Genomic DNA, 22480 nt, shown 5'->3' with positions numbered 1-22480 from the left:
GGGTATTCATGCTGCGGGTTGATGCCCTTGGTACCGGCCAGAGGTAATTCAGGTAAGCAGAATCTGCCGGACACATCCGACTTTGTCGGACCCCATGAATACAAGAACGTTATCGGAAATCAGCGCAATACATGAAATTCCACAAACAGAAAATATTAAAGGTCTTTAGGAGGATGTAAAGTGCAAGGGTATAATGTGCTCATGATTTATAACAAGGATATGGATAAATTACTTATGTGCAAGCGATTAAGAAATCCATACAAAGGTCTGAGTAATCTTGTAGGCGGTAAAATTGAGCGCGGAGAATCGGGTATTACGGCAGCTTATAGAGAACTACTTGAAGAGACTGGCATATCTGATAAAGATATTGTTCTACATCATTTAATGGATTTTAAATACTATTTTCAAGATTGTTATGTGGAAGTTTATGTTGGCAAGTTGAAGTATGGTGTGATGGTCTCTGGGGATGAAAATGAATTATACTGGTCCGACCTTAATAAAGATTTCTTTGATATGTCGTTGTTTGCAGGTGAAGGAAATATTGGGCATATGATTGAACAAGTTAAGATGAGTAAGAATAAGATTTTTACAGAAGTAAGTTCATAAGGAAACAAAGAATGCAAGACAGTCTGTTTGTGTATCGAAGAAGACACTGAAATCATATAACACCGCATTCACGCTTCTGGGCTTACGCCCCTCGGTCCGCCCGAGGGTATCCACGAAGAAGCAGCCTCAGGCGGACCCACCACCACTCCCTTAAGGACCCTCCGGGTCCTTAAGGGAGTGGTGCGTCATGAATGCAAAACGTTATGTGATAGAAATGATGGACAATAAATAGGATTTAAGAAAAGTATAAGAAAGCAGATAAGAACGCTTGTGCGCAGATGTCAATACAGGTAAAATATAGATACAATTGAATCTTGGGTGGGTATGGTTTCCCTTCGAAAGGAGGTGAAACCATGGAAGTGAAAGATGCAATGACTCTGATGCTGTTATTTGGAACATTTATTCTTGCACTTTTAACGTATATCAATAACAACAAGAGAAAGTGAAAACCCACCCCAAGGTTGACAGCCAAAGGTGGGTTTTTGTCCTGACTTGACTAAGAAGGGATAAACCATCCAAGCCAATTGTACTGACCAAGTGTTCGCTGCACTTGGTCTTTATTTAAGAATATGATAACACATTTCAAAAGATGAATCAAAATAAAAAGAGTACTGAAAAAGAGCGGATTAGTAAGCAATTTTGAAGAAGCATTTCCACAATATAACATAATATTCAAGCGATGCTCCTTGGAGCCTTGGTCTGCGCGAGGTATTTCGGGAGGAGTTTCAGCAGACAACCCCTTCGGGGTTCATGAATACAGAAACGTTATATGAAACTGGCTAAACCCTGAAAAACACGAAACCCAGGAGGGAAGTTCTTTGAATAACTTGATTGAGAATGTTGATCATGTTCAAATACCTGTTAAAGACGTTGATCAGGCAGTAGGATGGTACAGTGAAGTGTTAGGGTTAGAAACACTGACAGTTTATCCTCACGCAGCATGGATGAAATTCAATTCAGGCCCCGTACTGATGCTTCACTTCAGTTCGAAAAATGATAAGACATTATGGTTGTCCAATGATGGTTTTCCTATGCCATCATTTATGTTTCTAACGAAGGACATTGAATTATTACACACAACGTTGCAAACACATGATGTAAAGATAAGACTATATGAAGATCATGGGTTTGGATGGGTAATTAAGTTTACAGACCCATTTGGAAATGAGTTAGGAGCATTTCAACCAAAAGAATGACCACAATATAAAGAGAATGTGTAAGTAAAGAAGTGGAGTCAGGCGGACAACTCTGCACCACCTAACCGCATCGCGGCCGGATGATCTGGGAGGCTAAGATAAGATCTATCTAATCCTCTCAGACTTCCTTAAGGGGGTGAGGGTTCCGATACTCCCAATCAAAACACAACAACATAGGAGCAATATTATGACAATCATGTTCAAAGAAATAAAAGACATTGATAAACAAGCGCTTCAAGAACTGTTTCAGTCGGTGGACTGGAAATCAGGAGATTTCCCAGAAGATCTTAGACAAGCAATAAACAACTCGCACACGGTTATTACTGCATGGGATGATACCAAATTAGTTGGCTTAATAAATGCACTTTCTGACGGAGTGATGACAGTATATTTTCATTACATGTTAGTACATAAAGAATATCAATCATTAGGAATTGGAAAGAGAATGATGGAAAAAATGCTTAGTCGATATTCTAATATCAAAACAAAAGTGCTTATATCCTATGATAGTGCAGAGAAATTCTATGGAATATTTGGATTTAAGCCAGAAGAAGGAACTAAAGCCATGTTTATTTCAGATATGGTATAGGATTTTGTGAGTTTATCCAAGAACCTGGAAGGGTGGTGCAACGTCATGAATCTAAGAACGTTAAGTGGAATTACTGAAGAGAGGGAAAGCACTTGATTTTAGATTATTTAAATAAATACGCCCAGAAGGCATATCGAGAGGTTACTTCAATAATAACTTCTCCAACTTTTTTGTTTTCTAATGACCCTACTCTAACCAGAAATGAAGCAACTTATAATTACCTGTACATCCATGGATTCAATAGACTTATAAAGAATAACAGAATATCATCAGATAAATTGATTGAAGTGTTTTCTTTTCTTGAGAAAGAAATAGAGGTATACCTTATGAAGCACTACACAAGGAAGAATTTTATATATTACTTGAATGCGGATGCATTAGTGCCGGCTTTTACAATAACAATTGTATCGCATTATGAAGATAAGGAAGTTCAAGAAAGTGTATCTTTAGTTGAATTAATCGATTGGTACAAAGAAAATGCATGTTTTGATGGATTGGAAATAATTACGAGACAGATAAAAGATGAAAGTAAAGAAGCAGAGTCTAAAGGAGCTTTTCCGGATTCAGTAAAAACATACACAAAGACAATTAATACCTAGGTAGCATTTTAAAGGGGCCCGTAACTCCGCTTGACATAATATTCACACATCGGGCATGCGCCCTGAGGCTCAATAATAACGACTATGAAATAATTGAATTGACATTAAGCGAAGTAACAAAAGAAGGGATACGTAAATTCTCGACAGAGACACAATTTTTATTGATTTTCGGTTACATGATCACTTTGTTTCCTCATCATTTCGGAGACTATGAGTATTGGGAAAGCATGGGAAAAAACATGCTGTCAAAAGCATACGAGCTGGAACCATGTGATCCAATAATTGAAATGGTTTTTCTTGCAGACAATAGTATGAGAAATGAAGATTATAAGGATGCTTGTTTAAGAGCTAAAGAACATATTAAAGATAGATTTAAGAATAAGGGATTAATGGATAAATATTTTCAAGACGTATTTAATAGATAATTCAAAGGAACTTCACTAATGTTAGGCGTAATACCCTAAATGCAATGGAAGGGAGACAATGCTGTTGAACGATCAGTTGGTTTTATCTAATCCGAGTATTGAACTGAAAGACTCCTATTTGAGTTTTTATCAGGAATGGAAACAAAGTGGGGAAGATATGGTTCCATGGGTGATTGAGAAAGACCCAGAAAACTTTGAAGACATGATTACATGGCTTAACCATAACAAACAAAGAATAAATACAAATGGCTTTGTTGCCAATTCAACTTATTGGCTAGTAGCAAATCAGATGGTTGTAGGGGCAGTAAATATTAGACACGAATTGACAGATAAACTATTTCATAGTGGCGGACATATTGGCTATGGGATCAGACCGTCGGAAAGGCGGAAGGGATATGCTAAAGAGCTTTTAAGACTGGCTTTATTGGAAAGTAAAAGACTGGGGATATTGAAGGTGCTTTTAGTATGTGATGAAATTAATGAAGCATCAAAAAAGACAATTATTAAGAATGGTGGATTAAGGGATAAAGACTTTATAGAAGAAGATGGAAACATATTAAATAGATTTTGGATAGAGATTTGAAAGCTATTCAAAGAAGAAGGGTACTACGTCTAACAACATTTCCAAGCTGAGGCTCCTTACGGAGCCTTTAGAAGAGGGTATTTTATCAAAGACCAAATACATAAAATTTTGTTTGGAGATAGTAGTAAGGATGGAGAACATTGTGATTGCCTGTTTGTTCCTTCAAGTAACACAAGTAATAAATATAGAACTCTAAGATAAACGGGAATCGGCTGTCGACTAAAGGCCGGTTATTCCCATGCCCCTAGTACGGGGTCTAACTGTAAGCAGAGGTCTTACACCGTAGACTTGGAAAACGCCATGACACAGAAGTTCGTCGGTAATCTCAGTAACTTTGCGAATTACTCCTTGTGTAATATACTTAGTATATTAATATTATGATGTCAGGGTGGTTTTGTGGAATTGCATTTATACGAGCAGATCTATATCTATATTGTACAAGAGATTAAAGAAGGTCGATTAAAAGAAGGAGACCGAGTCTCTTCTGAAAAAGAGTTGGCTGAACAATTTGGCGTCAGTCGTATTACATCTAAAAAGGCTCTGGAGAAATTGTCAGATTCTGGGGTTATCAAACGAATACAGGGAAAAGGTTCATATGTGGCCGATGGTATCGTTGGAGGACAAGAACCGAAGCACTATTCAGAGGTAAGAACGCCCTTGGTTCCTGAGGAGGATAAGCGGTTGATCGGGTTTATTATACCGAATTTTTCTGACGAGTTTGGCTTACAACTTCTTAGAGCGATGGAAAAGCGGAGTGCTGAGCATAATTATCAACTCATTATCAAGCGAACCTGCGGGGATTCGGATGAGGAAAAACGCGCGATTGACTTATTTATTCGTTTAGGCGTCAAAGGATTAATCGTGACCCCCATTCATGGTCAACACTATAATTCGGAGCTGCTTCGACTTGTATTGGATCGGTTTCCCATTGTTTTGGTCGATAGATACCTAAAGGGAATTCCGGTTTGTTCGGTATACACAGACAATAAGAAAGCAGCCATGGATCTTACGCGTCATCTGATTAGCAAAGGTCATAAAAAAATTGCCTTTTTATCTCCGCCGGAAGAGAACACTTCAACATTGGAGGAAAGGCTGCTCGGATATACGTTTGCCTTCACCCAAGAAGGAATGAACTTGAACAAAGACTATGTATTGACGAACTTGAAGGGGACCCTTCCCATAAACATAAACGGAACAGCGATTGAACGTGATAAAGAAACAGTAGAGCATTTTTTGAAACAACACCCTGATGTAAAGGCGTTTGTCGCGTCGGAATTTCTAATAGCTACGATGCTGGCTCAGGTTATCAACTCAATGGGGAAATCTTTGGAGGAATTCGAGATTGTTTGTTTCGACTCCCTGAACGATTACCTGGGTCAACCTATCTTCACTCATATTGAGCAGGATGAGAAGCAGATGGGTGAATTGGCAGTAGATATGCTAATCTCTCAGTTGCATGGAACAGCAGTTCCCGAGCTGAACATTATTGAACATCGTATGGTCGTCAAAAATAACAGATAGGGTTAATACAAGCACAGCTCAACAAAAGCTAGGATATTGTTCAATGTGTCGAGAAGTCCCCAGGGGCTTTTCGGCACTTTTTTGATATCAGAAAGTATAAATTTCGAAGCATGGACATTCCTGGTATCGCAAGAAAAACCTCTTCGAAACGCGGTCTGTCTTCTGTGAAGTATGTCGATCGACATTTTTCTTAGGGTAATGCTTGTTTCACATCAGGGAATGGGTTAGGAGACCGGAGATTAACGAACCTCGAAACGACAATTTAGATCTAATCATAGCCATACATCAATGTCGTAATATTGCAATTGACACGCTGCACGACGTCATATTAACATACTTAGTATAACTAGTGGATTCCTTATAACAAATTCACGTCGTTCATCATTTTCTGTTTTGCATAGTTCATGCCACCAATATTGTTAGCGCTTACATGAATTGTGGATTTATCAGAAAATGAAGTGGATTCTATAGGAATTCAAGTTAAACTAATGAATTTAACTTAAGGGGGACTTTGAATGAGGAGATCCAAAAAATTCGCATTTCCAATTCTTGTTTACTTTCTGGTTATGTTACTCCTGGTAACCGCTTGCTCCACAAAGGGAGGCTCGAGCGATCAGGCCGGAGAAGGGATTACAACAGTTACGATGTGGCATGGTCTTACCTCAATTGATTTAGATAATTTGAATAAAGTCGTGAAGGCATTTGAGGAGAAAAACCCTACCATCAAAATGAAATTGGTTTATACCGAATCCAGCGAGGGATCGGATCAGAAGCTGCTGACTGCAGTCGCAGGGGGCAATCCTCCTGACGTTTCACTTTTCGACCGGTTTAAGGTCGGTACTTGGGCGGCGCAAGGTTCTCTGACTGACTTATCCGCGATGGCAGCAGAATCCGGAATTCGTAAGGAAATGTATTATCCATTTGCTTGGGAGGAGTCCAGTTATCAAGGAAAGCTTTATGCAATGCCGATGGATACGGACTCTCGCTTGCTATTTTACAATAAGGATCATTTCAAAGAAGTTGGGCTAGATCCCAACAAACCACCACAAACGATCGCCGAGCTTGAAGCGGTCTCCGAAAAGTTAACCATCAAGGAAGGTAAACGTTTCAAACGGATTGGTTTCATCCCATGGTATTCGCAAGGCTGGCTGTATACTTGGGGATGGGCATTTGGAGGAGAATTCCAGGACGCTGCCACTGGCAAAATTACTGCAAATGATCCTAAGGTCGTTGAAGCGTTACAATGGATGACCGACTTCGGCAAAAAATACAATGTCGAGGATATTGCCGGATTCACAAGCGCAGCTGGCTCGGAGGAAATGGATCCGTTCATTTCCGGTCAAATCAGCATGAAGATAAGTGGAAACTTCACGGTGAAGGGTATTGAAAAATTTAAGCCGGATCTAAATTACGGCGTTGCACCGATACCGACTCCAACAGGAGCGGATTTTACGACTTGGTCAGGAGGCGGCTCCGCTATTATTCCTAAAGGCGCCAAGAACGTCGATGCTGCTTGGAAATTCCTCGAATTTTTAGGGAAAGAAGAGGGGCAAACGTTATTAAACGCTGACTCTCAAATTTCCGTTATCGATTCGGTTAACGACAAATACGGTTACAAGGACGATCCGATTATGAAGGAATTTATCAATATTTTACCCAATTCACATAACCGCCCGGTTATTCCTGAAGGACAGCTGCTGTGGAATGAGTTAGCTTCCGCTACGGAAAAGTCTACCCGCGGTAACGGTACTCCGAAAGAGAACCTGGATAGAGTAACAGAGACTGTTAATAAGGCTTTGGAAAAATACAACAAATAGGGTGCACGATAGGCAGGGAGCGAATTCTCTCCTTGCCTATTCATGAATGACAATTGGAAGGAGAATGCACATGGCGAAACTGGCCGATCCAGTTCAAGTAAATGCAATTCCATCGGCGAGGAAACGAGCACTCCACAGAACCAATGTGATTGGGTGGCTGTTTGCTTCACCTTGGGCTATAGGGCTGCTGTGCTTTTATGCAATTCCGATGCTAATGTCCATCTACTTCAGCTTCACGACTTACAGCATTCTGCAGCCTGGTGAATTTGTCGGAATGAGTAATTATATAGATCTATTTCATGATCCTTTGTTTTGGAAATCCATATACAACACGATCTATTTCACCGTATTTTTTGTTCCCTTAAGTATATTTTTCGGTGTGGCACTCGCTATGATGTTGAATATGAAGGTCAAGGGTATGGCTGTATTCAGAACGATCTTTTTCTTGCCTACACTTGTTCCACAAGTGGCTTTGGCTGTTCTGTGGATGTGGCTGTTACATCCAAACTTCGGATTGGTGAACGGGATGTTAGCGAATATCGGTATCGATGGGCCTGCTTGGCTTGGTGGAGAGTCGTGGTCCAAGCCCTCTCTCATTCTGATGTCGCTTTGGGGTATTGGGCAAGCTGTCGTCATCTACCTTGCCGGATTAGGAGACATCCCTGATGAGTACTATGAAGCGGCGCAAATCGATGGAGCTAACTGGTTTCAGAAAACGAGAAAGGTAACCCTGCCTTTGCTCACTCCCGTTATTTTCTACAACCTTGTCATGGGAATGATTGGTGCATTCCAACAGTTTACTCTTCCCTATACGTTGACCAAAGGGCAAGGAACTCCTGCAAATTCCATGACTTTTTACGTCATGTATTTATATGAGAACGGATTCAGGTATTTCAAAATGGGTTACGCCTCCGCAATGGCATGGATCTTATTTATTATCGTTATGGCATTAACCGGGATTATTTTTATTACGTCTAAACGCTGGGTTCATTATCAAGGGAAATAAGGAGGAGGAAGTAAGGGATGAATCCTACCGCTATCAAAAGAATCAATCGTGCGTTAGCCTATTTATGTCTAATTGTTGCTTCTGCATTTTTCATTATTCCGTTCATTTGGCTGATTTCGACTTCTCTTAAACCACTCACACAAGTCTTTACCTTCCCACCAGAGTGGATTCCACATCCAATTCTGTGGAGTAATTATTCCCGTGCTGTTGAGTATATCCCTTTCTGGACATATCTGAAAAACACGGCGATTATAACAATCGTTAGTACGCTTGGTGTGATCATATCCTGTCCCTTGGTTGCATATAGTTTTGCCAAGTTAGAGTACCGTGGGAGAGGTATACTTTTCTTTGTTACCCTCGCTGTTATGATGATTCCCGGACAGGTGACGATGATTCCTCTATTCCTGTTGTTTACTAAATTGGGTTGGGTAGGAACACCTCTTCCACTGATTGTACCTCAATTTTTTGGAGTGCCCATTTACATTTTTCTATTGCGGCAGTTTTTCATGGGACTGCCTGATGCCCTGCGCGAAGCGGCCCGCCTAGACGGCGCTAGTGAGTTCCGCATATATTTACAGATCATGTTTCCACTAGCCAAATCCGCCGTTTTAGCCGTGGCATTGTTTCAATTTATGGGGAGCTGGACTGATTTCATGGGCCCCTTGCTCTATTTAACCAATGAGCCATCTTACACGGTTTCACTCGGATTGCAGCAATTTCAGAGTCAAAAGGGATCCGAATGGGGTCTATTAATGGCCGTATCCACCTTGATGACATTACCTATCATTGTTTTGTTCTTTTTTCTTCAAAAGACGTTTATTAGTGGCATTACATTTAGCGGTATAAAAGGTTGAACATCATTTGTATGGATTAAGCTCCTGCGACGGAAATACGATTACGCTCAAAATTGCGGACGGCAAAACTGAGCGGTTCGTATTCTTCGTCCAACCGGGAAAGATGGAAATCCGAATTCGCAGGATATCCAAATCGGCGAGCGCAATTTTTATGTAGAAGATTGATAGGTCCGTTGGAAAAAAGTTAATAAGCAAAAAGGCAGCGATGTGTAAAGCAGAAGCTGCCTTTTTGCGTACCAATGCATTCTGCATAATAATGAGGCTCGCGGGCAGATGGAACGATAGTTTGTGGATTTGATACAAATGTAAACCTCTGGACCGACTCATAAGAAGCAACCTGTCGGAGATGGAGGATTAGCCCTCTCTTCGTCTAATAATATATATGGAAACATTAAGCGAATTCGTATATTTGCTCCTACGCAGGAAATGGGTGAATTCGTAGAAAAGACGTTATAGGAAATCATTGTAGGAGGATGAGAACACGACAATGCAATTTTACATTTTCTCAAGACATGAAAGTTTTTATAAGATTATTGCTTTTTTTTAATTCTTGTTGTTACTCTTGCATGTATCTATTTCTATATTAGCCTCAACAATAATTTGATACGTTGAGGGGGAGAGGAAAGAATGATGCACTATAGTTTGGATATGATCTAAACGAAGGTTAATTTTCAAAGATTACGCTCGTCTTTGTCACCGTGCTTCATAGGGGCATATACCATTAGCCGACTATCTTCCTCCTGCACGAACAGTCCGCCCTCCGTTTCTATATTCACGCTTAGGACCATTCGACCTACGGTTCGGTATAAATCTTACGGGAAAGTTAGTTCAATAGACATCTATGTAGCAGATTAAAGCGATCGGCTACTTTATCATTGTGGGGGGAGAATGAAGTCAGGGGAGAGAGGAACTGCTGCTATATTTACATTGAACTGGGTGAGGCAATAGCCCATAACCTTAAAAGTAACCTATTCCCAAGGAGAGAATCAATATGACGCTAGAACAGAGATTAAGTATACTGCGAGACGAACTTATAAAGGAGGAATTAAACCTCCCTATTGAATATACGGCGGAGACATATCCTTCTCTCTTAAAAAAGAAGTATGATAATTTCAAAAAGAGTGTGTATCTCATGAAGGAGAGTGGCATATTCACAAGCAGCGAAGTTGATTGTATCGAGGGTACATGCCAAACCATACTGGCAGCATTGAACGAATACTTCCAAGGCTTGCCGGCATCAGCTTTCGACATTTTTAAGCAAGGCACAGATCGCTTACTCGAATATATTGACAAGCTCGCGCTTTATAACCGTCGATCTGAAAACAGGTTTTACAGAATACGTTATGATGCCAACCTTGCTGTGACTCAAAGAAAACAGTTGTTTCATATTCCGTTCGAATCTCGGGGATTCGTCTCAACGCAAAGATATAGTATTCCCGGTTTCCCAAGTCTCTATCTGGGTAGTTCAGTATACGCGTGCTTGGAAGAGTTACGGAAAATGCACGATACATCAAACCTGTATGTGTCCTCCTATAAAATCGCGGATGATATCAAGTTTATTGATTTTGGATTTCCGCCGCGAGTAGCGAAGGATGCTTCTTATAAAATTAAGGACGAGCAAGAATGTTTCCTTGCCCTTAAGGCCTATTATCAATGCTGGCCGTTACTTGCCGCCTGCTCGGTCAGGGTACTTGAAGATAGACATACATTCAAAGCGGAATACATCATCCCTCAATTGCTATTGCAATGGGTAAGAAGTTCTACTGATTATTCGGGCATTCGTTATTTTACCTCAAGAAACTATAGTTACGTGAAAAGTGTACACCTTTATCAAAATTATGTATTCCCGGTAGAGCAAAATCAGGAGGAGGGGTATTGCGGGAAATTAATTGAAAACTTCAAACTTACGGACCCAATCCTCTTCGATACCTATAGAGATTCCTACAAAAGAGATAGCCTTACTTCCATCTATCTAGGCATAGGAAGAAAAGGCTCAGTGGACGACGGGAAAGAATCGGATTACCGTTGTACCTATTACGCCTATTTAGAAGAAGAACTCGAGAAAATGGAGCACGCTAACTTGGCTGACTACAATCCAATTGTCTAATTATACAAAGTCTACTGAACGCATAGTATTCAGTAGACTTTGTGCAGGCTCAATTATGTCATTGGGCTGATCAGAAATTACTAGGGTATCGATTTTTAAAATTAATCTAAGCTAAAATTACTTTTAGATTCCGATTACATTGCGATCAGAATATGGTTAAAACGTTTTTTTGGCTTAAAAGACGATTCTTTACCATTAGATAATGAATTAGTACGTATAGAGGTCAATTTTCAAGATATAAATTGAGGAGTTTGAAATAGTGGACATTACATATGTAGCACATAAAGAAGTGGATTATATGGAATTATAAAGGTATTTTAAGATTAATTGAAGAAGAAATTCCCTCGTCTAACAATGTGTTAACGTATTGGGGACAAGCCCCTCGGTCCAGCCGAGGCATCTTCGGGGAAGTAGAGGCAACTGGACACATCCGCACCGACTAAGCGAAATTTCGTGACCTTAAGTCGGTGGGACGTCGAGAACACACAAACGTTAGGTGAAATACCATGAAAACATATAATGATCCTTTTGAAGGAGTATCTCATGGATGATGTGAAAATAAAGGCTTATAAGACCTTATTATATCAGGCGCTTCTTGATATTAGAGTAATATCAGGACATTTAGCATGGGGGAGCGAAGAGCTTCCAGAAAGTGTGATTAATGTAGTTCAAGCAGGCAAAGAATTATTTGAACGGATCATTAATGAAGAAAATAAATAATATTTTTTAACACCGTATATTAATGCCCTAAAGAGCCTAATTACTAAAAAAAATGTATAAGTAAATCAAAGATGCCATGGTACATCACCTAAACTAGCTAATCAAAGTCAACTCTATCATGAATAAGATTTTAATAGGAACTAAAAAGACATACTTAAACAAACCTACCCACTAGAGCAAGTTTAATTGGTATTTAATTTCTAATTATAGGATTATCCACATTTAAAAGCTTGATCAGACTTTCGGATTCCGAAAATAGTAAAATCTTATGAGAAGTGGCAACAATTGCGTGTTGATATTATAACAGCACTCGTATCGCAGCTTGTTTAATTGACGCCAAAATATTACAATATTATGATATGATCATTGCTAAACATAAATTTTGGCTCCAAATGAAGAGAGCAAGAGGAGGTGCTGTAATGCCAAAATTAAAAGATATTGCAGAACGTGTAGGCGTATCCATATCAACGGTTTCGCGCGCAATCAGCAATGATACCAATCGACCGGTCAATGAAGGGACAAAGCGAAAAATTAGGGAAGCTGCCCTTGAGTTGGGATACATTTTGGATGAATCCTCCAAATCAATTGGCAAAGAGATTACCTCAGCAAAACGGATAGCCTGTATCGTGCCACAGATTTTGATGGATGATCATCCATACTTTTCACAGGTACTGACTGGTTTTCACGTTAAAATGACGGAAATGGGGCTGCCTCCAGCAATTGTCCGCACTTGCGAAGAACTTAGTGACACCGAACGGATAAAGATGATGCTTCAGGAAACGGGTACTCAAGGTATAGTCGCAATCAGCTGGTACGATGAAAAATTGTTTGAGCTGCTTGAGCAAGAGAATATCACTGTACTGGGTGTGAGTCTCAATGACGAAAGGCTTACTGTACCGGTCGTTGACTGTGACCGAATATTTTCTGCCCGCACAGCAGTCCGTCATTTGATCGAGCAAGGCCATACCCGGATTGGGTTTATCGGAGGCCCTGCATATTCGGAACAAATAGAGAGCGAAGAAAGGTATGTTGGTTATAAATTTGCCATGCTGGAAGCAAACCTGAGTCTGAATGAACATTGGATTATCAACACCAACTGGAATGTGAATCTCAGCTACAGCAGACTGACGGAACTCCTGACCGAGACGCCCAAGTCTGATTGGCCGACGGCAATCTTTTGTGCAAGTGATATGCTCGCTATTCCTGCCATGCGGGCAGTTGTTGAACAAAATGGCAGTATTCCTCAAGATATAGCATTCGTGGGCATGGATAATATTTCTATGGCGCAGTATACAACACCACCTCTGACGTCCGTGCAAGTTCCAAAATATGAAATCGGCAAAGTGGCAGCACAATTAATTAACGATTATCTGGAAGGACGTTATTCATCTCTCCATAAAGTTTTGTTGCCCAGCACCCTTATTGTGAGGGAATCATCTGTTTATGATCGTACAAATCGTACAAATCGTACAAATGACTAGTTAGTTGTGTGATATTATATTACATATAAATCCAGATAACTTTAATATAAAACTTACGAGGAATGCATGCTCGTGGGTTTTTCTTGTCTTTTTAGCCAAAAATGATCCAAATAAAACCAAAAAAATGTTTGACAACCGTCTGTTGGCTATATTATGATGTATGAAATTAAGCGTTTGGCTTTATTTTCTATGTTTTTGGATTCAGCCAGCAGCTAAGATTGTATCTTGAACCAAATTATTGATTACGCTTTCATCCCCTTTAAATCAATGTTTTTATAACATGTACAAGAATCCTCTAAAACTCTTATAGCCTATTATTCAAACTGATACCTACCAACTCACATAAAACGTATTCCAAACTGGTACCAAATATATATCCAAATATATATCCAAAAAACAAATCCTCTTGCGTTAGATGATGAAGTGATCTATTAACGCTATTCACTCACTTTGTGTAACAACTTCTAACATATAAGTACTGTAAATCAAATCTTAGAAATCAAGGAAGAAAGGTGGGAACTTCTTCGAGCAGCGTAAGGACGCTGGTGGTTTAACACAAAGACATTTTGCCAGGCAGAATTGTAGTGACAATTTCCAGGGGGGATGTTCATGGCCAATACAACTGTACAACCTGCAATGAATGCAGTACATGAAAAGAAGAGAAGACGTCAAAAGTGGAACCCAATTTTACGAAATTGGCAGCTTTATTTGTTAATTTCACCAGTTGTTGCTTATTACATTGTCTTTCAGTACTTGCCGATGTATGGCATTCAAATCGCATTTAAGGATTTCATTGCAACGAAGGGAATTTGGGGAAGCCCCTGGGTCGGTCTTGAACATTTTGAACGTTTTTTTCACAGTTATTTCTTCTGGAGATTAATTAAAAATACGCTTGGACTTGGGTTGTACAGCTTGGCGGTAGGTTTTCCAGTCCCTATCATTTTGGCGCTTCTGATGAATGAGGTAAGGGCGGAAAAGTTTAAAAAATTTGTTCAGACCATAACCTATGCGCCGCACTTTCTATCAACCGTCGTGGTCGTAGGCATGATGATGATGTTTTTATCGCCGCGATACGGAATCATTAATCACTTCATTGGTATGTTTGGCGGTAATCCCATTAATTTCTTGTCTGAGCCATCCTGGTTCAAGACCTTGTTTGTGATGTCGGATGTATGGCAGACCATGGGCTGGAGCTCTATTATTTATTTGGCGGCACTAGCCGGCGTGGACTCTCAGCTTCATGAAGCAGCGCGTGTGGATGGAGCAACCCGGTTGCAGCGGATATGGCATATTAATATACCGAGTATCATGCCGACAATTATCATTTTGTTCATTTTAAATATCGGAAGCATCATGGGTATTGGTTTCGAGAAAGTCCTGCTGATGCAGAACACACTGAATTTAGAAACCTCGGACATTATCTCTACCTACGTCTACCGGAGCGGGATACAAGATGCTGAATACAGCTTCTCGGCGGCGATTGGTCTGTTTAACTCCATAATCAATTTCATCTTATTAGTTACTGTTAACCAGATCTCAAAACGAATGAGTGAAACGAGCCTATGGTAAGGGAGTTGCTGATGCATGCTTGTTGAATCTAGAGGAGATCGTATTTTTAATGTGATTAACCATTTTTTATTAATTATAATTACGCTCATTGTTATCTATCCGCTTGTTTTTGTGTTAAGTGCTTCGTTCAGCGATCCGCAGGCCGTTCTGCGTGGTGAAATGTTCCTATGGCCCAAGGGGATCAATCTCCATTCTTACGAGAAGATTTTTCAGAACAAAGATATCCTCAGAGGTTATACCAATACACTGATCTATACGTCAGTGGGGACGCTGATTAATCTTGTCATGACGATTCTGGCGGCATATCCGCTATCCCGAAAGGATTTTATAGGCCGCAATGCCATCATGGCCCTGTTTGTTTTCACGATGTTCTTCAGTGGCGGACTAATTCCAACCTATATGCTAATCAAAAACCTTGGCATGTTAAACACATTTTGGGTCATGATCATTCCGAATGCCGTTTCGATCTGGAACATCATTATTATGCGGACATTCTTCCAGCAATCGATTCCAAATGAGTTGCATGAAGCGGCGACGATTGATGGCTGCTCCAATATTCAAACTTTAACCCGGATTATCCTGCCATTATCCATGCCCATTATAGCGGTGACGATTCTGTTCTATGCTGTTGGGCACTGGAACGCCTTCTTTAACGCAATGTTGTATCTGTCAGACAAGAACAAATTTCCACTTCAACTCATTTTGCGGGAAATTCTGATTCAAGGCCAGACGAATGATATGGTCAAAATGTCAACCGAGTCTGCGATTAAGCAGCAAAGGGAAGTGGAGGGCATCAAATATGCTGTACTCGTCGTTGCCAACATACCGGTGCTCCTGCTTTATCCTTTTCTGCAAAGATATTTTGTTAAAGGCGTAATGATTGGTGCCATTAAAGGATAATTCCTTGTATGGATAACGATGGGACAAGGGGAGGAATAAGAATGACGCTCAAAAAGTGGGGGAGTATCGCTCTAGTTTGTATGATGTCCGTTTCGATGCTGGCCGGGTGCAGTTCTAGGGATGCGGCTGATTCATCTGATCCGGGAAGTAGCAAGGATAAAGGAGCTGCCAATGGCAAAGTCAATGCGAGCGGATTTCCGATCGTAAATGACACCATTAAAGTGAGCGGATTTGCCGGAAAGTTTTTTGCCAATGCGGACTGGAACGATCTCAGACTCTGGAAAGAGTATGAGAAGATGTCAAATGTCCATATCCAGTGGGATACGGTGCAGAAGGATAATTTGAAGGAAAAACGCAATCTCCTGCTGGCAGGTGGCGCTTACCCGGAGCTGTTCTACGCCTCGGCGTTTTCCAGATCGGATCTGCTGAAATACGGCAAGCAGGGCGCATTCATTCCTCTAAATGATCTGATCGACAAATACGCGCCTAACTTTAAGGCTCTAATGAAGAAGTATCCGGTTATTGGGAAAGGGATTACGATGCCGGATGGTAACATATATGGGCTGCCAACCTTGTATGATCCGGAATTCAAGTCGGTTCTGTACGGAACACCTTGGGTGAAGAAAGAGTGGCTTGATAAATTAGGTTTGCAGGAACCGCAGACATTAGATGACTTCTACAATATGTTGCAAGCATTTAAAGAAAAGGACCCGAACGGCAATGGGCAGAAGGACGAGATTGCCTGGGGCGGTGTGGGGACGGCTGGTGTGGTGAACTACCTGAGAGGTTCATTTGGGGTGAATAATCATGGAACCTCCAACATTAACATTGATACAGATCCTCAGACGGATAAAGTACGCTTTATTCCAACCGATCCCCATTACAAGGAGCTGTTACAGTTCGTGAATAAGCTCTACAAGGACGGATTGCTCGAGCAGGACATTGTATCTGTTAAGAGTACTGAAGTGGATGCTAAAGGAATGGAAGGGCTGATCGGAGTCGTTGATAATGTCGATCCAGTTGCGATATACAATCAGCAAGGTTATGTTGGCATGCCAGTACTGAAGGGTCCTCATGGCGATCAGACATACAACGCCTATGGTTCTCCACTCGGTAATATCGGGATGTTCGTACTGACAGATAAAGCCCAAAATCCAGAGGCCATGATCCGCTGGATGGATTATTTCTACAGCGATGAGGGCATCAAGACGTTCTTCATGGGCTGGAAAGATGAGACGTATAAAGAAGACGCAGACGGTAACGTAGACTATGTCGACAATATCAAAAACAACCCGGATGGCCTTAATCTAGACCAGGCGGTAGGTCAATACCTGATCTGGCCGGGTGGATACTACCCTGGTTTTGTGAAGCAGAAATACTTCAAGGGTGCTGAAGGTCTGCCAACTTCGGTTGAAAATGCGAAAAAAGCAGAGTCTCATATCTTACCACAAGATCAAATTTGGCCTCCGTTTAATTTCACACAGGAAGAGCAGCGGGATCTAACCACTTTCCAGACGGATATTGAAACGTATGTAGATGAAATGCGTGACAAATTCATTACTGGAAATGAATCCTTTGACAATTGGGATCAGTATGTGGAAGCTCTCCAAAAGATGGGCGTAGAACGATATGTAGCCATCTATCAATCAGCAGCAGACCGTTATACCCAAGCGGATTAGAAGGTTCATCCGTAGATTTCAGATCATAAAGGAGCGAACAAATATGAGTCAACTGAAAGCAGTCCTGATTGGAGCAGGTTCGAGGGGAGCGGGTGGCTATGCACCCTATGCGCTTGATTATCCGCATGAGCTTACCTTCATTGCGGTGGCCGAAGCCGATCCAGTGAGGAGAGCAAGATTTGCTGAGAAGCACGGGATTCCGCCGGAACGCTGTTATGAGTCTTGGGAGCCCCTGTTGGCTGAACCTAAGCTGGCTGATATTGCGGTTATTTGCACACAGGACAGAATGCATTATGGCCCAACCATGCAGGCTTTAGATAAGAAGTATCATGTTATGCTGGAGAAGCCGATGTCACCTGATCCGAAGGAATGTCTTGAGATGGAACAAGCGGCCAGAGATAATGACCGTCTGCTGACGATCTGCCATGTGCTGCGGTACACACCGTTCTGGAATACAATCAAGAAGGTGATACAAGAAGGACGTATCGGAGAAATTGTCTCCATTCAGTTGAATGAGAATGTGGGTTACTGGCATATTGCCCACAGCTTCGTGCGAGGAAATTGGAATAATTCCAACACATCCAGCCCGATGATCCTGTCCAAGTCATGCCATGATATGGACGTATTATCCTGGCTCGTGGATCAGCCTTGCCTCAAGGTAAGTTCGTTCGGATCTCTTAAACACTTTCATGAAGGTAATGCACCGGAAGGTTCCGCTGACCGATGCTTGGATTGTGCTATAGAACCAACCTGCGCGTATTCTGCACCAAGATTTTATTTGAGTGACCAGTTCAGGGGTTGGGCAGGACATTTTACACAGGAGCTGACAAAACCGAATATTATACAGGGCTTGCGTGATACCGATTACGGCCGGTGTGTATACCGGAGTGACAATAATGTAGTAGATCATCAGGTTGTGAATATGGAATTTGAAGGAGGAGCTACGGCCATGTTCAGTATGTGCGGCTTTACATTTGAGCAGGAACGTAGAATCCAGATCATGGGGACTAAAGGAGAACTTCGCGGTGAGGAAGATCAAATTACCATGTACGACTTTTTGACACATCAAAGAACAGAAATCACAATCCCTTCTCAAACTAGCGGCCATGGTGGGGGAGACAGCGGCATTGTGAGGAATTTTCTGGATGAGGTGCGTCACTATAACGGCCAGGAGAGCCTGACATCGGCTGCGGCTTCTGCCCGGAGCCATCTGATAGCATTCGCAGCTGAAGTTTCACGGCTGAACGGGGGCGAGTCTATCAATCTGAATGAATATGCCCGTCAGCTTATGGTGAAGGAAGAGCTATCTAAATAATCAGCAGTGTATCGATAAGCTGCCCCTCAAGGTATGAATATATTTTGAGGGACAGCTTATTTTATTCGTTTGAGGGCTTGGCGGCGTAATGAAAAGAAAGTCATCGTTCTAAATTCTCCGAAAGGCTTTAGCTAAATAAACCATCATGAGAAGGATACCGATCAACTTTTGTCGGCAGTCTTCTCGGCTAACGGGCAGGATAGCACAATAATTTCGCGAATACTCCATGTATGGAGTATTTTACGAAGTTCGTGAATAAGACGTTATCGGAAATAACCGAAATGCAGTAAGATCAAGTGTGAAGTATATATTAATTTCTGGAGGCGATATTTATGTTTTATAGAAGGAAATATTATGTAGTCAACAATGACTTCGTTGAGGTCTTTAATAAACATTTCATTGAAAATAATTTGCCTAATCAATTGAAATATGGAGCCAGATTAGTAGGGAGATGGATGGCTCCGCATTCAGAGACTACCACTGAGATTTTTGCAATTTGGGAATATGATAGTAAAGAACAATATGAAGAAATCGAACGGAATGTTCGAAACCCTGAACAAGCCAAGAAGGTCTATTCTTGGTATGAGAGTCAAGGCGGCAGAGAACGCGTATATAAAGAATGCATTTTTCAAGTGAAGGATTCAGAGATAATTTCTACCTTATAAACCTTGGCAGGCGCATGATTGAAACACTTAGGGATGACCGCGTATGCAGTAAAAATTGGTTTTGAAAGAATCTATTTTTTTATCAATTGAAAGATAAACCGAGTATTGAATTATCTGCTATCAATAAAGTAAGTTCCGATTAAAAAACCGATATTTATATTTTCAAGACTAAATTTACTGAGTAGGTAGTTCAAAGAGGTTGGATACATCCGATAACAATATATTCACGAATCGCAGCCTGAAGGCTGCTCGGTCTGCCCGAAGTATTTCGGGGATGTGGCTTCAGGCAGACAACCCTGCACCACTAACCGCATCGCGGCCGGTCCTTCGGTACCTTAAGGTGGTGAGGGTTCGTGAATACAACAACGTTATACGAAACACTTCGAAAGCGGGAAAAACATGAAAACAAATAAGGCAATGAAGAATTTATTGGATGAGTTATCTCAATCAAATGAATTCATAAATTCGGATTTATTAAATCCCAATTTTATTGAATGGGATAATTGTATCTTGATTGATACTTCAAGTTTAAGTAATACAGATTCTATTGAAAAAACAATTTATCAAGATAGGACAGATCTGGAAGTATCAATTAATCATTACCAAGTAGACGACTTACGGACTGGATTCAAACTAGTCTCTAATTGGGAAGAGAATCTAAAATCAAACTACCCTGAAAGAGAATTTATCTTGATTTTAAGTTCTACAATCGAAGGAGAAGATGTCGTAATTAGATTTTATCAATTTAGGGATAATGAACCTGAATGGATTAAACTAAACGATCTTGAAGGATATAAAGAAGAAGCAATTTTAGTAATTGAGATTCTGAATGTAGTTCAATGATGAGAAGTGCTTCGTATAACAAAATATTCAAGCTTCGCGCCATTCGGCATTCGGTCCGGCAGATGCTTTTCGGGGAAGTGACAGCAGCTGGACACATCCATTCCTTTAAGATACGAGCTATCTAAGGAGAATGGAATTAGTGAATACAACAACGTTATGTGAAAGTGATGTAGTTATAAAACATTTATAGTAGGAGATTATGCAAGATGATTCGAAATACAGTAAGAGCATTATTAAAACCATATTCTAGTAAGATATTTGAAAGTATTTTGTAGAAGACATCACGATCTCATAACACCATATTCACACATCGGGCATTCGCCTCGGTCGCCAGGAGGGATTTCGGGGAAGCTGAATCAGGCGACAACCCTGCACTGGCTAAGTCCGTCCGACCTTCGCTTACGCGCTTACGCCAGTGAGGGTTCGTGAATACACAACGTTATATGAAACTCTTGAAATCCTGAAAAAAACAATAAAGGAAGTGAGAAATGTTGATTAATAGCCAGGAAGTCATCAAACGTTTTTTAGAAGATGAGATTTCATCACAAGAACGTTATGAGGCTATATTTGATTTCATCGATTCCGTTCACATTCGTAACGGTGAGTTCGAGGGGAATTATTTCATCATTAAGAAGATGGATGTAACCAACTTTATTATCTATGCAGAGAATATCTATCCAGATGAAAACCATAGAGAAATTCCATTTAGTACTTCAATTTATAAAGAGAACTTGCTTAAAGAAATAAATGAGCGGGCAAGAGACAAAAAATACATATTAAAATCTAGAAACTAGAATAGGTAGAATAAATTAAGGAGAAGTAGATGCAGTCGGGCATCCCAGCATTCGCTAATTTGTAAAGTGGAAGGGGAACTTTTGGAAATAGGAGACGAAACCACAAATATCGGATGGAGAACGGTTGACGAGGTCTATGAATGGATGGTCGAATCCAAGACCGTTTTCAGATGTTGATCGCGCAGGGTAAGTACTATTTGAAACACAGGTTTAGAAAAGAAATTTAGGTAGACTGTAGATGTAAGGAGTAAGAATTGTGAATAAAAAAAGAAGTCTATTATTGCTATCATTATACTTTTTGTCGTTGTATTTAGTACTATATGGTATTTTAAAGTGGGTTATTTATTAAAACAACCAGAGATGCCCGAAGCAATTATTGAAATGACGGACATTTGATTTCAACTTCTGGCTCAACAGGAGGAGATTACAGTGGTACCGAATGATTTTAGACATAAATCCATAATTTCATCATTTAACATAAAGCTCTAATGTAGGGACGATTTAAGTAAGAGGGAATTTAACGACCGCTATAGGGATAGTCTAAACCAACAGTTAAGATGTGATGAAAACCTTAATTCAAATGGTACTTCTTCATGACAGAGTTACGAAATGTTTCGTATTCTGATAACTCTTGTGCAGTGGAGGATTGAGGTACACTATATTGACTTATCCCTTCAAGGCTGAATTTGCCTAAATTCTCATTGATTAATCCATAATCACCAAAGGAGTTTTTCATCAAGAAGAGCACACTTGTATCACTCTTCTGTAGTTCTACATAGTCATCAGCTGTATATTTAACGTCTCCTTCCAGGCTAATGGGTTCGATGATTGTTAATTCGTTCTGATCTGAATGGAAATCTTCGGGTTTCATCAATATCTTTTCAATCTTGATGTTTGTATTGGTGTGAAAGGATTGCATGGTTCCATCATCAAATGCAGTAATAACATGCTCTCGATCTTTGAAATCTTCTGTGGCATAACCAATGACGATCAGTTCAGCGAACGCATCCAGCTTATCTATTTCATGAAATGTTAAGGAGTTGGCTGAAAGGTTGACGACTGTATGAATGGGCACGTCCGGTTTCGATTGACCACTTGAGTAAGCGATTACAACAGCAGAGATAGACAATACGAATAAAGAGACTAGTACAACCTTCTTTTTGAAAAAAGACATGATCTCATCCTCTCCGTTAGATTTAACTTCTTTTAAA

Annotated in this window: 22 protein-coding genes; 21 read left to right on the top strand and 1 reads right to left on the bottom strand. The window is 40.5% G+C overall.

Annotation, left to right across the window (positions count from 1 at the left end):
* The first annotated feature begins 180 nt into the window (after positions 1–180).
* The 21 genes from PPA03S_RS05525 (at position 181) to PPA03S_RS05430 (ending at position 21269) form a co-directional block, all read left to right on the top strand.
* Positions 181–606, top strand: a complete 426-nt coding sequence (locus PPA03S_RS05525) for an NUDIX hydrolase (protein ID WP_062320646.1) — start codon at positions 181–183, stop codon at positions 604–606.
* 353 nt (positions 607–959) lie between these two features.
* Entirely contained in the window at positions 960–1052 is a 93-nt protein-coding gene (gene comI / locus PPA03S_RS33220; RefSeq protein ID WP_007431380.1) for a competence inhibitor ComI, read from the top strand.
* A gap of 372 nt (positions 1053–1424) precedes the next feature.
* On the top strand, positions 1425–1802 hold the full coding sequence (locus tag PPA03S_RS05520) for a VOC family protein (RefSeq protein WP_062320645.1): 378 nt from the start codon (positions 1425–1427) through the stop codon (positions 1800–1802).
* A gap of 187 nt (positions 1803–1989) precedes the next feature.
* Positions 1990–2391, top strand: a complete 402-nt coding sequence (locus tag PPA03S_RS05515) for a GNAT family N-acetyltransferase (RefSeq protein ID WP_062320643.1) — start codon at positions 1990–1992, stop codon at positions 2389–2391.
* A 92-nt stretch (positions 2392–2483) separates the two neighbouring features.
* Positions 2484–2990: a hypothetical protein gene (locus PPA03S_RS05510; RefSeq protein WP_062320641.1), complete on the top strand. Its 507-nt coding sequence runs from the start codon at positions 2484–2486 to the stop codon at positions 2988–2990.
* Between the two features lie 227 nt (positions 2991–3217).
* A complete protein-coding gene (locus PPA03S_RS32755; RefSeq protein ID WP_157283953.1) occupies positions 3218–3415 on the top strand; it encodes a hypothetical protein in 198 nt (65 codons plus the stop codon).
* Positions 3416–3473: 58 nt separating this feature from the next.
* Positions 3474–3998, top strand: a complete 525-nt coding sequence (locus PPA03S_RS05500) for a GNAT family N-acetyltransferase (protein ID WP_062320637.1) — start codon at positions 3474–3476, stop codon at positions 3996–3998.
* A 396-nt stretch (positions 3999–4394) separates the two neighbouring features.
* A complete protein-coding gene (locus PPA03S_RS05495) occupies positions 4395–5519 on the top strand; it encodes a GntR family transcriptional regulator (protein ID WP_068963960.1) in 1125 nt (374 codons plus the stop codon).
* A gap of 644 nt (positions 5520–6163) precedes the next feature.
* A complete protein-coding gene (locus PPA03S_RS05490) occupies positions 6164–7336 on the top strand; it encodes an ABC transporter substrate-binding protein (protein WP_245683520.1) in 1173 nt (390 codons plus the stop codon).
* Between the two features lie 70 nt (positions 7337–7406).
* Positions 7407–8342 carry a carbohydrate ABC transporter permease gene (locus PPA03S_RS05485; RefSeq protein WP_062320632.1) on the top strand — a complete coding sequence of 312 codons (936 nt, stop codon included), beginning with the start codon at positions 7407–7409 and terminating at the stop codon, positions 8340–8342.
* Between the two features lie 17 nt (positions 8343–8359).
* Positions 8360–9196, top strand: a complete 837-nt coding sequence (locus PPA03S_RS05480; protein ID WP_062320630.1) for a carbohydrate ABC transporter permease — start codon at positions 8360–8362, stop codon at positions 9194–9196.
* A 991-nt stretch (positions 9197–10187) separates the two neighbouring features.
* Positions 10188–11303, top strand: a complete 1116-nt coding sequence (locus PPA03S_RS05470; RefSeq protein WP_062320626.1) for a hypothetical protein — start codon at positions 10188–10190, stop codon at positions 11301–11303.
* A 543-nt stretch (positions 11304–11846) separates the two neighbouring features.
* Entirely contained in the window at positions 11847–12023 is a 177-nt protein-coding gene (locus tag PPA03S_RS32750; protein WP_157283951.1) for a hypothetical protein, read from the top strand.
* A gap of 419 nt (positions 12024–12442) precedes the next feature.
* Positions 12443–13504, top strand: coding sequence for a LacI family DNA-binding transcriptional regulator (locus PPA03S_RS05465; protein WP_062320624.1), 1062 nt, complete (start codon positions 12443–12445; stop codon positions 13502–13504).
* Between the two features lie 609 nt (positions 13505–14113).
* Positions 14114–15073, top strand: coding sequence for an ABC transporter permease (locus tag PPA03S_RS05460; protein WP_062320622.1), 960 nt, complete (start codon positions 14114–14116; stop codon positions 15071–15073).
* 15 nt (positions 15074–15088) lie between these two features.
* Positions 15089–15973 carry a carbohydrate ABC transporter permease gene (locus PPA03S_RS05455; protein WP_062320619.1) on the top strand — a complete coding sequence of 295 codons (885 nt, stop codon included), beginning with the start codon at positions 15089–15091 and terminating at the stop codon, positions 15971–15973.
* 41 nt (positions 15974–16014) lie between these two features.
* Entirely contained in the window at positions 16015–17652 is a 1638-nt protein-coding gene (locus PPA03S_RS05450) for a type 2 periplasmic-binding domain-containing protein (RefSeq protein WP_062320617.1), read from the top strand.
* A gap of 43 nt (positions 17653–17695) precedes the next feature.
* Entirely contained in the window at positions 17696–18967 is a 1272-nt protein-coding gene (locus tag PPA03S_RS05445) for a Gfo/Idh/MocA family protein (RefSeq protein ID WP_062320615.1), read from the top strand.
* Positions 18968–19299: 332 nt separating this feature from the next.
* Positions 19300–19632, top strand: a complete 333-nt coding sequence (locus PPA03S_RS05440; protein ID WP_062320613.1) for an NIPSNAP family protein — start codon at positions 19300–19302, stop codon at positions 19630–19632.
* Positions 19633–20031: 399 nt separating this feature from the next.
* A complete protein-coding gene (locus PPA03S_RS05435) occupies positions 20032–20475 on the top strand; it encodes a PM0498 family protein (RefSeq protein ID WP_062320611.1) in 444 nt (147 codons plus the stop codon).
* Positions 20476–20963: 488 nt separating this feature from the next.
* Positions 20964–21269 (top strand): hypothetical protein, encoded by a 306-nt coding sequence (locus PPA03S_RS05430; protein ID WP_062320610.1) that lies wholly within the window; start codon positions 20964–20966, stop codon positions 21267–21269.
* 571 nt (positions 21270–21840) lie between these two features.
* Here the strand turns inward: PPA03S_RS05430 and PPA03S_RS05425 are convergent.
* Positions 21841–22443 carry a hypothetical protein gene (locus tag PPA03S_RS05425; protein ID WP_062320607.1) on the bottom strand — a complete coding sequence of 201 codons (603 nt, stop codon included), beginning with the start codon at positions 22441–22443 and terminating at the stop codon, positions 21841–21843.
* Positions 22444–22480 lie beyond the last annotated feature (37 nt).

The organism is Paenibacillus pabuli NBRC 13638 (assembly GCF_001514495.1).
GTDB lineage: Bacteria > Bacillota > Bacilli > Paenibacillales > Paenibacillaceae > Paenibacillus > Paenibacillus pabuli.
The sequence above is the reverse complement of the archived record's forward strand: the minus strand, read 5'-3'. Positions and strand labels throughout refer to the sequence as shown.

Coding starts and splice junctions, on each gene's coding strand:
- comI (WP_007431380.1), top strand. CDS start 960: ATGGAAGTGAAAGATGCAATGACTCTGATGCTGTTATTTGGAACATTT.
- PPA03S_RS05515 (WP_062320643.1), top strand. CDS start 1,990: ATGACAATCATGTTCAAAGAAATAAAAGACATTGATAAACAAGCGCTT.
- PPA03S_RS32755 (WP_157283953.1), top strand. CDS start 3,218: ATGGGAAAAAACATGCTGTCAAAAGCATACGAGCTGGAACCATGTGAT.
- PPA03S_RS05500 (WP_062320637.1), top strand. CDS start 3,474: ATGCTGTTGAACGATCAGTTGGTTTTATCTAATCCGAGTATTGAACTG.
- PPA03S_RS05490 (WP_245683520.1), top strand. CDS start 6,164: ATGTGGCATGGTCTTACCTCAATTGATTTAGATAATTTGAATAAAGTC.
- PPA03S_RS05485 (WP_062320632.1), top strand. CDS start 7,407: ATGGCGAAACTGGCCGATCCAGTTCAAGTAAATGCAATTCCATCGGCG.
- PPA03S_RS05480 (WP_062320630.1), top strand. CDS start 8,360: ATGAATCCTACCGCTATCAAAAGAATCAATCGTGCGTTAGCCTATTTA.
- PPA03S_RS05470 (WP_062320626.1), top strand. CDS start 10,188: ATGACGCTAGAACAGAGATTAAGTATACTGCGAGACGAACTTATAAAG.
- PPA03S_RS32750 (WP_157283951.1), top strand. CDS start 11,847: ATGGATGATGTGAAAATAAAGGCTTATAAGACCTTATTATATCAGGCG.
- PPA03S_RS05465 (WP_062320624.1), top strand. CDS start 12,443: ATGCCAAAATTAAAAGATATTGCAGAACGTGTAGGCGTATCCATATCA.
- PPA03S_RS05460 (WP_062320622.1), top strand. CDS start 14,114: ATGGCCAATACAACTGTACAACCTGCAATGAATGCAGTACATGAAAAG.
- PPA03S_RS05455 (WP_062320619.1), top strand. CDS start 15,089: ATGCTTGTTGAATCTAGAGGAGATCGTATTTTTAATGTGATTAACCAT.
- PPA03S_RS05450 (WP_062320617.1), top strand. CDS start 16,015: ATGACGCTCAAAAAGTGGGGGAGTATCGCTCTAGTTTGTATGATGTCC.
- PPA03S_RS05445 (WP_062320615.1), top strand. CDS start 17,696: ATGAGTCAACTGAAAGCAGTCCTGATTGGAGCAGGTTCGAGGGGAGCG.
- PPA03S_RS05440 (WP_062320613.1), top strand. CDS start 19,300: ATGTTTTATAGAAGGAAATATTATGTAGTCAACAATGACTTCGTTGAG.
- PPA03S_RS05435 (WP_062320611.1), top strand. CDS start 20,032: ATGAAAACAAATAAGGCAATGAAGAATTTATTGGATGAGTTATCTCAA.
- PPA03S_RS05430 (WP_062320610.1), top strand. CDS start 20,964: ATGTTGATTAATAGCCAGGAAGTCATCAAACGTTTTTTAGAAGATGAG.
- PPA03S_RS05425 (WP_062320607.1), bottom strand. CDS start 22,443: ATGTCTTTTTTCAAAAAGAAGGTTGTACTAGTCTCTTTATTCGTATTG.